Annotated in this window: 10 protein-coding genes; 8 read left to right on the forward strand and 2 right to left on the reverse strand. The window is 34.4% G+C overall.

Going from position 1 to position 11238, the window contains the following annotated elements; translation table 11 throughout:
* Positions 1-581 precede the first annotated feature (581 nt).
* Entirely contained in the window at positions 582-1451 is an 870-nt protein-coding gene (locus WAX74_RS08760) for an NAD(P)-dependent oxidoreductase (protein WP_336497281.1), read from the forward strand.
* A gap of 129 nt (positions 1452-1580) precedes the next feature.
* On the forward strand, positions 1581-2486 hold the full coding sequence (locus WAX74_RS08765; RefSeq protein ID WP_336497282.1) for a chemotaxis protein: 906 nt from the start codon (positions 1581-1583) through the stop codon (positions 2484-2486).
* 66 nt (positions 2487-2552) lie between these two features.
* Here the strand turns inward: WAX74_RS08765 and WAX74_RS08770 are convergent, their stop codons facing one another.
* Positions 2553-3017, reverse strand: a complete 465-nt coding sequence (locus tag WAX74_RS08770; RefSeq protein ID WP_336497283.1) for a YkyB family protein — start codon at positions 3015-3017, stop codon at positions 2553-2555.
* 198 nt (positions 3018-3215) lie between these two features.
* Here WAX74_RS08770 and WAX74_RS08775 point away from each other — a divergent pair, with 198 nt between their 5' ends.
* From WAX74_RS08775 to WAX74_RS08800, 6 genes are all read left to right on the forward strand, one after another.
* A complete protein-coding gene (locus WAX74_RS08775; protein WP_336497284.1) occupies positions 3216-5273 on the forward strand; it encodes a sensor domain-containing protein in 2058 nt (685 codons plus the stop codon).
* Between the two features lie 89 nt (positions 5274-5362).
* Entirely contained in the window at positions 5363-6130 is a 768-nt protein-coding gene (gene fadH, locus WAX74_RS08780; RefSeq protein WP_336497285.1) for a 2,4-dienoyl-CoA reductase, read from the forward strand.
* 581 nt (positions 6131-6711) lie between these two features.
* Positions 6712-7164, forward strand: coding sequence for a cyclic-di-AMP-binding protein CbpB (cbpB, locus tag WAX74_RS08785; RefSeq protein WP_336497286.1), 453 nt, complete (start codon positions 6712-6714; stop codon positions 7162-7164).
* 60 nt (positions 7165-7224) lie between these two features.
* A complete protein-coding gene (locus WAX74_RS08790; RefSeq protein WP_336497287.1) occupies positions 7225-8700 on the forward strand; it encodes an MDR family MFS transporter in 1476 nt (491 codons plus the stop codon).
* The gene (locus WAX74_RS08795) at positions 8697-9575 is read left to right on the forward strand and encodes a LysR family transcriptional regulator (protein WP_413788940.1); all 879 of its coding nucleotides are present in this window, start codon (positions 8697-8699) and stop codon (positions 9573-9575) included. Before WAX74_RS08790 ends, WAX74_RS08795 begins: the two co-directional genes overlap by 4 nt.
* Positions 9576-9722: 147 nt before the next feature.
* The gene (locus tag WAX74_RS08800; protein ID WP_336497288.1) at positions 9723-10127 is read left to right on the forward strand and encodes a hypothetical protein; all 405 of its coding nucleotides are present in this window, start codon (positions 9723-9725) and stop codon (positions 10125-10127) included.
* Between the two features lie 143 nt (positions 10128-10270).
* Here the strand turns inward: WAX74_RS08800 and WAX74_RS08805 are convergent.
* Positions 10271-11238, reverse strand: a 968-nt coding sequence (locus tag WAX74_RS08805) for an IS110 family RNA-guided transposase (RefSeq protein WP_336497289.1), incomplete at its 5' end; no start/stop codon positions are given.

Consider the following 11238-nt stretch of genomic DNA (forward strand, 5'->3'; position numbering starts at 1 on the left):
CACCTTACTTGCATTTAGTTTAATTTATTATAAAGGAAAACGATGTTTTTTAGATAGAAGAAAGACTTAATTGTAAGCATACAATAGTTGATTGTAGTGGAAGGTGGCGACTCCAGGCGGAATAGCAAATGTTTTCTGCACCGAAAGCGAAGCGGCAGGTGCATGAGCTGAAGACACTGGACTGAGCAAAGCGAGGGAAGTGGCTGAAGCCATGCCGGTGGAAAGCGTCCGCCTGGAACGGAAATCAAGGGGGCACAAACAAAAAGAGATTCCGAAGTATTTTCATTGCTCTTTATGAAAAGTTGAAAGTGAATATAGGAAGCTTCAAAATGAATTGTAATCATTTGTGTTTAGAAAGAAATTGAACTGAAACAGTTAGGTATAAAAAACTTAAGTATTTATTAAAAATAAAAAATAATTTTTTTATTAAAAATAGGTTTAATAATATGAAATTCGGGGCATAGTAATAAAGAACACAGCAACATTCTCATTTCCCCCTTTTTAAGGACCTTCTAAATTTATTTGGAAGGTCCTCTTTTTTTGGTACACTATACTTATAAAATAATACAAGGGGTGTTAAAATGACGAACAAACTCAAAATCGGTTTTATTGGTACAGGTGTAATGGGCAAAAGTCTAGTAAAGCATTTATTAAATGCTGGACATGAAGTAGTTATCTACACGAGAACTAAAGAAAAAGCAGAAGAACTAATCAAATTGGGAGCAACTTGGGCAAGTACTCCAAGGGAAATCGCTAGTACTTCACAAATTGTATTTACAATGGTCGGATACCCATATGATGTAGAGGAAGTATATTTAGGTGAACAAGGAATATTAACAGTTGATAACGCTGGACTAATAGTGATCGATATGACAACTTCTACTCCAACACTGGCTCAAAGAATCGATAAGATTGCAAAAGAAAAAGGAATGCTTTCATTAGATGCTCCCGTTTCTGGCGGAGATATAGGAGCACAGTTAGGTAAACTTTCCATAATGTGCGGCGGAGAAAAGGATACATTCGAAAAAGTACTACCTGTTTTAAATTTGTTTGGGGAAACGGTTTTATATCAAGGTCCTGCTGGTGCAGGTCAACATACAAAAATGTGTAACCAAATTACAATTGCTACGGGGATGATAGGAGTTTGTGAAGCTATTGCTTATGGAAAAAAAGCTGGATTGGATTTAGACCAAGTTTTACGTTCTATTTCAACTGGAGCAGCAGGCTCATGGTCATTAAGTAATTTAGCACCTAGAATGATTGCAGAGAATTTTGAACCAGGATTTTATATTAAACATTTTGTTAAAGATATGAAGATTGCATTGGAAGAAGCAGAGAAGATGAATTTACAACTGCCAGGATTGCAACTTGCAAAATCTATGTATGAAGAATTAGTAGCAGAAGGTTATGAGAATAATGGTACACATACATTAATTAAAGCATACGTTTGATATCAAATTTCTAATAAGACTAAACTTCTTCCCTATGTTATGATTTGAAATCATACAAATGGTATAGGAACTATTAACTACTCTGTGGTACAATCAATTTAGAGAGTTGTAGAAGAAGGGACGAGTCATATGAATGAGCAAAAAGGCATTTTACTCGAAAGTGGAACAAATGAATTAGAAATCGTTGAATTTCAAGTTGGATCCAATAATTTTGGAATAAATGTTATTAAGGTCAAGGAAATTATTCAGCCAATCCAAGTTACTTTTATCCCTCATGCACACCCACATGTAGAGGGTATTGTGCAGTTACGAGGGGAGGTTCTTCCGGTTGTAAGTATGGCAAAAGTACTATCATTACCTGAGAAATCTAAAAATGAACAAGATAAATATATTGTAGCTGAATTTAACAAGCAAAGAGTAGTTTTTCATGTCGATAATGTAACGCAAATTCATCGTATATCATGGAACCAAATAGAAAAGCCTTCTGAAATATATCAAGGAAGTGCTTCACATGTAATTGGTGTAATTAAACGGAATGAGGATATGATTCTATTAATAGATTTTGAACGAATTATTGTAGACATAAATCCAGAATCAGGAATAAACGTTGATTCTGTAAAAAAGCTTGGAACTCGCGAACGTTCTAATAAGAAGATTGTCGTAGCAGAAGACTCACCTCTTCTAAGAAAGTTATTAAATGACACGTTAAATGAAGCTGGTTACGTAAACCTAGAATTTTTTGAAAATGGAAAAGACACTCTCGCTTATTTGGAAAGCTTGGAAAAAGTGTCACCAGATGTTTCGGAACACGTGCAATTAGTTGTAACAGATATAGAAATGCCACAAATGGATGGACATACCCTTACAAGAAAAATTAAAGAAAGCAGTAATTTGGGGAGGCTTCCCGTCCTAATTTTCTCCAGTTTAATCACTGACGACCTGCGTCATAAAGGAGACCAAGTAGGTGCTGAAGATCAAATCAGTAAACCAGAAATAGCAGAATTAGTATTAAAAATCGATCAGTTTATATTATAAAATAAGCTAGCATGAGTATCATGCTAGCTTATTATGTATAATTGCAATATCTCAATTTCCAAAAGTTTATCGATCTAAATAAGATTTGGAGGATTTCTTAAAAGTATTTTTAAATTTGTTGGGATATAAAGGAATTGGATTAGAGGTTTTTTTAGTCTCTGTCGTAGACTGAGGACCTATATATTCCGAAAGTACTTGTTTTGCCATACGTAAATTCATTTTACGAATTGGATTTCTATAGGTTTCATCAAGATGGCCAAGGTGTGGCAAATTCTTAAAATCCTCTTTTACAGGTATTACATGAAAATAATAGTCTGCGCATTGTATTAATACCGAGGATTGTTGCTGACTGAATCTAGGGTTTCGAACAAAGTGTAGTCCTATTTTTTTTGCCTTGTTTTCTGTTAACATTTTATGAAGTGCTAACTTCTTTAGCTCGTATAGCGGTTTGTTGTCAATTGCAGTTTTAGCATGTCTATTAACAGTATAAATAGCTGTAGCGATACTTTTTTCATCGGTTTTATTAGTCATAACATCCCTCCTCCGCTTAATCTTAATAATAATAATTTTATCATACCAATTACCAGATTTATTGTATACAAAAATCAATTAATATATTGTATATCAGTCGCTAATTAAACATAACTAAAAATTGGTCGATAAGATAGTGTAAAGTAATTTAAATTAATAAGAGTATCTAAATCTTTGACGTATATTTTGGAGGATTAAATGAATAATTCAGCAGAAATAGGACTTGCTGTAAAAAATTATATAGTAGATATTATAAATGAAAATTCTATGATGTTTACTTTCATAATAAAAGTGGACGAGCATAAGAATTTTTCACTCCTATATACAAATAACTCAGGAGCAAGTTTTTTTATAAATACATTGCAGTCTAAAAATGAATTCCTGTTAGAGGTAATTTCCAATCAAATGCAAAGTCTCTTTGATAAAGTTTCGGACACAAGCTACAAACTGTTTCTTCAACATTCAATTATATTCCAAAAGGAAGAATTTATATTTGATATTTCCATTAAACAAATTGATGTAAAGAATAAAATATTTGGATTAACGATGCAAAATAAAACAATTGAAGATAAAGAAAAAAGAGCATTAATAGAGGCGAAGGAAAAATATTTATCTTTGGTTAGTAATAATTTGGATTCCGTATTCTTAGTAAATGAAAATGGAACAATATCATATTCAAATTCTATTGCATTAAAAGAACTAGGATATGAAACGGATTTTTTAATAAATAAACGAGTGGAGCATTTTATCGAAGAAAATTCATTAAGAAATTTTAAATTAATGATGAAACAAACTTTAAGCGGATATGCTACCGAAATGCATAATTGTTTAATTCAGCATGAGAAAGGACACTACTTAACGGTATATTTAAAAGCTATTCCCAACGAAATAATGGGTGAAATACAAGGTTTTCATCTTTTTATTCGAGATATGACAACTGCTTTGGATGAACAAGACCAGTTGTTTTATTTAGCTTACCATGATCATTTAACAGGCTTATGGAATCGTCGTGCACTAAAAGAACATTTACGGGATAATCTAGAGGAAGCAGAAAAATATAAAATTCAAATAGCTATTATTCGTATAGACTTAGATAGATTTAAATTAATAAATGAATCACTTGGCTATAATTCAGGGGATGATTTATTAAAGAAGATTGCTGATCGGCTTGGTCTTTATATAGATAAAACAAGTAATTTATATAGACAAAGTGGTGATGAGTTTGTTTTTATCTTAAAAGGGAAAAACCGTGACCAAACTAGTGCTTTTGCAGAAACTATTTTATCCGAGCTATCAAAACCGATTTACTTAGATCATCAAGAGTATTTTGTAACTGCATCAATCGGAATCTCTATGTATCCGTTTGATGGGAAAAAAATTGATGAATTGTTGATCAAAGCAGATCAGGCATTATATGTTGCAAAAGATAGAGGAAGAGCCCACTATCGTTACTTCCAAGAAAAAATGAACCTATCTTTTCCTAATGAGGCTCTAATGGAATCTCATTTAAGAAGAGCAATCGAAAAAGATGAACTTACGATTCATTTTCAGCCACAAGTAAATTTAGTGACAGGGGAAATAAATTCTTTCGAAGCGTTACTACGGTGGAACAATAGAAAATTCGGATACGTGTCACCAATGCAATTTATTCCACTAGCTGAGGAATCCGGTATGATTATGCAAATAGGTGATTGGGTTTTAGAAGAAGCATGTAAACAGTTGAAATATTGGCAAGAAAAAGGATATCGGCCAGTTCGAATTGCAGTGAATATTTCACCAAAGCAGTTTAAGCAAGAAAATTTTGCGATAAAAATTAGAGAGAAAATAAATAAATATCAAATTACTCCATCATCATTAGAAGTAGAAATTACTGAAAGTGCCATGACTCATTTACAAGATACATTAATAATGCTAAGAGAGTTGAAGGATATTGGAATTGTTATTTCCATTGACGATTTTGGCACAGGGTACTCTTCCTTGAGTTATCTTAAAAAGTATCCGATAGATATTATAAAGATTGATCAATCCTTTATTAAAGATATGGAAACGGATGATAAGAATGCAGCAATCGCTAATACTATTATCCAGCTAGCACATAGCTTAGGGATGGAAGTTGTTGCAGAGGGTGTGGAAAAGGACAAGCAAGTAGAAATACTAAAAGCAGCGAAATGTCAAAAAGCACAAGGATACTTTTTTAGTCGTCCTGTGCCAATAGAAGCGATTAATGAGTCTTATATGAAAACGGAAAAAGCGTAAATTTCTTTTTAGAGATTTACGTTTTTTATTTATTAATATGATAAAATATTGAGTGAATGTTCATTCAATTCCAAAAAGGGGTGTATTAAATGTTGAACGGTAAAACAATTATTGTCACTGGTGGATCAAATGGAATGGGTAAGTATATGGCTATGAAGTTTGTAGCAGAAGGCGCGAATGTTGTAATAACAGGACGTGATTTAGAAAAATTGGAAAACGCAAAAAAAGAAATTGAGTCGATCGGAAACACGATTTCTATCTTTCAAATGGATGTCCGTAACCCGGAACATGTTACTGCAATGGTAACCTTTACAGATAATACGTACGGACAAATTGATGGTTTAATAAATAATGCTGCAGGAAATTTTATAGTAGAAACAGAAAAACTTTCTCCAAAAGGCTGGAAAGCTGTAATTGATATTGTTTTGAATGGAACGTTTTATTGTTCAAGCGCAGTAGGAAATTATTGGATTGAAAAAGGTAGTAAAGGATCAATTCTAAATATGCTCGCTACATATGCCTGGGGTGCTGGTGCTGGAGTTGCCCATTCAGCTGCTGCAAAAGCGGGAGTAATGTCTCTAACTAGGACATTGGCTGTTGAATGGGGTACGAAGTATGGAATTCGGGTAAATGGGATTGCCCCTGGTCCAATTGAACGTACAGGTGGAGCTGGTAAGCTTTGGGAATCAGAAGAAGCAGCAAAAAGAACACTTCAGTCTGTACCATTACGTAGACTTGGCCAGCCTGAAGAAATAGCGGAACTTGCAGCGTTCATCATGTCAGAGAAGGCTTCTTATATGAACGGAGAAATTGTAACTCTAGATGGCGGGCAATGGCTAAATCAACATCCTTTTTAATTTCAATAACAACTACTATATTCATAGGCTTGAACAGAGATATACCGACTTTAGGCATTCGCGCTGGCCGCACGTTCGCATGAGCCACTGTATGCGCTAGCGCATACATCTGTGTCATACAGCACGTCATGCGGCTGGCAAGGCGAGAATGCCAGTGTCCAGCGATGAATAGCTAGCAGTCTATCTATTTAATGTTCTACAATCAGTAATTGCCAATTCAGATCTGTTGCTTCATTTTTTTATTGAATTGAGACTGTTTCAACAGTTGTTTTCAGGATGTGCGCTTTATACGCCGTACGAGCTCGAAGAATGAGACCCCGTAAAGGATGTGGGAGCGAGACACGAAGGAGCGACTCATTTTGCGGAAGCTCATGCGTAGCGTGCGGCAAGCGCACATCCGTGTTTCTACTTAATGACTATTAAACACATTTTGTAGAGAGCTTTAAAAATAAATCATCGAGAAAACAAAAAAATAATAATTGATTGAAAGCGATTTCATAGTTTTTTATTCCTTGCATATGCTATCATAGTTTTATAGGTTATGTTTTCAATTATGAAAACAAACAAAGGAGTAGAAGGCGATGATTACGGTGAGCAGTAAAGATTTTTTACAAATTCCGATCGAGGATTATATTATTTCAGCAGATAAAGTAGCACATGTTCAATTAGGAAATAATGCAGAGCATGCGTTGTTAGTTTTAACAAAAACAGGATACTCTTCAATTCCTGTATTAGACGTTAAATACAGACTACAAGGCTTAATAAGTACACAACAAATTACAGATGAAATATTAGGATTGGAACATATTGAATATGAACGACTACCTTCCTTAAAAGTAGATGATATTATGAAAACAGATTTACCAGTTATTCATATTAAAGAAAAATTTCAAAAAGGGTTAGACTTACTAGTAAATAATCCATATGTTTGTGTAGTAGATGATGAGCGTACTTTTTTGGGGATATTAACTAGAAGAGTGATATTGAAGCAAATGAAAAAGTATTTATACCAAACGCAAGAATCTGAAGTATAATTGTTTTACTATTAGCGAAGACCTTTTATGAAGGTCTTCTTTTTTTTGAAGTGGGGGTTTATGATGAAAACAAAAGTAACAAGACGGCCTTTGGTGTTAATCTCCGTTATGTTGGCTATGTTTATGGGGGCTGTGGAGGCAACTATTGTAGCAACAGCAATGCCGAGTATTACTTCAGATTTAGGAGGGTTTTCTAGATATAGTTGGGTATTTTCAGCCTATTTATTGATGAGTACAATTACTGTATTAATATATGGGAAGCTTGCTGATCTTTTTGGACGTAAATTAATCTTTTTTATTGGAGTAAGCTTATTTTTATGTGGCTCATTGCTCAGTGGATTCGCAACATCGATGGAACAGCTTATTGTTTATCGATTGATTCAGGGGTTAGGAGCTGGTGCAGTCCAACCAATAGCAACTATTATTATTGGAGATATCTATCAAGGAGAGGAACGTGCAAAGGTTCAAGGCTACTTGTCGAGTGTATGGGGTATATCCGCAGTGTCCGGTCCTGCTATCGGGGGGATACTAGTTGAAACAATTGGTTGGCAATATGTGTTCTGGGTGAATATACCTTTGGGTCTTATCGCAATGATAGGAATTGGTATGTTTTTAAATGAACAAAATCCAAAAAAAGATACAACTGTTGACTATAAAGGAGCAATATTATTAACTACTATACTTACGTCCTTATTATTTTGGCTAGTGGAAGGTGGGCAATCGTTTCAATGGAGATCGATAACTAGTTTAAGTTTAATATTAGTAGTTATTATTGGATTTTACTTCTTTTTAAAAGTGGAAAAAAGAGCAAGTGATCCCTTTATGCCGTTTTCTATTTGGAGAAATAAAACGATTTTATTTGCTAATCTAATTTCCTTCTGTACAGGTATTATTTTAATTGGCCTTTCTAGTTATATACCGATGTATGTTACGGGAGTAATGGAACAAAAGGCTATCGTTGCAGGATTTACACTCACGGCAGTGTCAATTGGATGGCCAATTGCATCAACTATAACTGGTCGTTTATTAACGAAACATGGAGCATCTAAATTGTCATTAATAGGAACAGTATTTTTAATGATTGGTACTTTTTCGTTTATTTTAATCAATCCTACTCTAAATCCTATACTTATTGCTTGCTGCAGTTTCATAGTCGGTATAGGAATGGGTTTAACTAGCACATCTTTTATCGTTACTATTCAGGGTGCTGTAGGACATGAATTGAGAGGAGTCGCTACAGCCAGTAATCTATTTATGCGTAACTTTGGAAATACGGTTGGGGCAGCTTTTCTTGGCACAGTTGTAAATCATACATTAAGTAAATACTTAAAACAAAATGGATCCTCAGAAGATTTGAGTATTATCGATCGATTGCTAGATGAAAAGGAAAGAAGAATATTTTCAGAAGAGCAATTGTCTTTTTTGAGAACAGGTCTAGATAATTCATTACATGATGTTTTTTTAGCATCCTTTATTTTTGCAATAATTAGTTTCGTATTGGTATTTGGAATTCCTAAAAAGAAAGGGGCTAAATGATGACTTCTGATTTTCAAATTATTAAAGTGTTAGCCGAAGAATTAAATATGCGTAAAGCAGCGGAACGCCTTTTTTTGTCACAACCAGCACTTTCTCTACGTTTACAAACGATGGAAAAAGATTGGAATGCTAAGCTCTTTTTACGTTCCCAAAAAGGTCTGACTCCTACACCAGCAGGTGAACTGGTAATTGAATTTGCAAATAACATGATTCAACAAAGAGAAGATTTGATGGAAAGCATTCAATCCTTATCCTCTAAAGTTCATGGAACATTAAAAATTGCATGTGCTTCGATTGTAGGACAGAATTGGCTCCCAAAAGTTTTAAAAGATTTTGTTCAAACATATCCAGAGGCTAAAATCTCCTTGCTAACAGGATGGAGTTCGGAGATTGTTCGTTCAATTTATGACGGAGAAGCACATATAGGTATAGTCCGTGGTCAAACCGATTGGAAAGGGTCAAAAACGCATCTGTTCCGAGACACACTCTATTTAGTGGATAAAGAAATGACATCCATTGACGATGTTTTAACTACAGAGAAACCATTTATTCAATTTAAAAGTGATTCAAATTATTATCAAGAAATTCAATTATGGTGGCAAAAACACTTTTCCACTAACCCTAAAAGACAAATTATTGTAGACCAAATTGAAACATGCAAGCAAATGGCTGTTAATGGAATTGGATATGCTATTCTTCCATCTATTACACTCACTGGTCAAGAGGATGTACATAAAATACCTTTAACTAACCAAGAAGAACAATTTGAATTGACTCGAGATACGTGGCTGATCGGATATGATGCCTCTTTTGAACTTCCACAAGTAGAAGCTTTTGTGAAAATTGTAAACAAACATGCAGAGAAGTTTCAATAATAAAGACTATCTTAATAGGATATTTATGTTGAAACACGAAAAAGATTGTGAATTAAAACACTTAAACTAAAGGCGCAGTTTAGTTGAAGAAGTATAACTCACAATGGGTGAGTATTTATCGTTAAATAAAAATTATGTGGGGTTTAGATGAATAAAGAAATTGAAGATATAATTGTTAAAACATTTTTTGTTAAAAGAATTCAACAAAGAGTACTATTCGAGCTTTCATCACCGATAAAACGCTATGATGCTTTTGGAAGACGAAACGATTTCATTCGTAAAGAATTGATGTTTGAAATACCTAAACCGAATTCAGACCCTGAAGAAATTGAGAAGTTGTTGAAAAAACAAGGGGCTGGAAGTATATGCTATGTAATGACTTCGGCAAACAGTGATATTGACGGAGAAGAATTGCCACTAATAAAAGCCTTAGAGGATTTAATCTGGTCTGGATTGCCGTTTATAATTTCTTGCATCCCAAATAAATTAGCTTACTATCAAGTTGAACAGGCGTACGGTTCTCCTCAAAGGTATATTTTAAAAATACAATAGCTTATTCAACTAAACCAGCTAATAGAATGTCAAGAAAAACATTTTAAATCGAAAACCGGTTCATGCTATACTAAAAATGTGCAACTCAAATAACCCTCCGAATTTCATTTGGAAGGTTTTTGTTGTATTTGAAAATACTGTTACTAAATAGTTTCTTGGAACGGTGTTTTCGTTTTTAACATGGCATAAATCCAGTGTAAAAGCTTATTAGCACAAGCGATAATAGCTACTTTATACGGTTTACCTTCTTCGCGTTTTAAATCATAGAAGGCTCGTAATCTCTTATTTCGTGCAATTGTTTCTTCGGTTGTCTTCTTTTTACGACTATCACGAATGGAACACCGAACGGCAGTATAAAGCGTATGGCGTAGCCTAGCTGAGCCACGCTTGGTAATGTGATTTTTCGTGCCTTTAAAGCGACCTGATTCAAACACACTGGGATCAAGTCCTGCAAAAGCTACTAACTTTTTGGGATGATTAAACCGGTCAATTTCCCCGATTTCGGAAATAATCGTGGCTGCGATTTTTTCACCTACACCGGGAATTGATTGGAGTAATTCATATTCTTCAAGTTGTGCCGCTAACTGATTAATCTCACGCTCTAACGTAGAAAGTTGTTGGTGGTACACTTGAAGTAAATCAATATACATATTCAGACTAACCAACAGACTTTGATAAAGTGTTGACTGAAATGGATTACGTTTTGCAGCTGCGATTAATTTCACAGCTCTTTCATACGCCCATCTAGTCGAACGTGCTTTGCAATGCTGATTAATAAATTGTGCAATTTCTTCTACACCTGCGTCTTTGACTGCTTCAGAAGTAGGGTAAGACTGTAAAGTCTTTAATGAAATCTCAGCGTATAAATCACCAAAAACTCCTTTATACTCTGGGAATACTTGATCTAATATCGCTTGAAACTGAAGCTTTGTTTGAACCATGATTCCCGTCATATTTTCTTGTTGCCTTGTCAATTGCCGAAGGTTTAAAAGCTGAATACCACGCTTTTTCTGAGGCTCTAAATCCTCTTTGTAATATAGTTCACCTAAGTGATAGGCATCAATGGCATCTGTTTTCGTTTTCCGTAAGTTAGAGCTTTTGGCTCGGTAAG

The sequence above is a fragment of the Psychrobacillus mangrovi genome (assembly GCF_037104765.1).
Taxonomy (GTDB): Bacteria; Bacillota; Bacilli; order Bacillales_A; family Planococcaceae; genus Psychrobacillus; species Psychrobacillus mangrovi.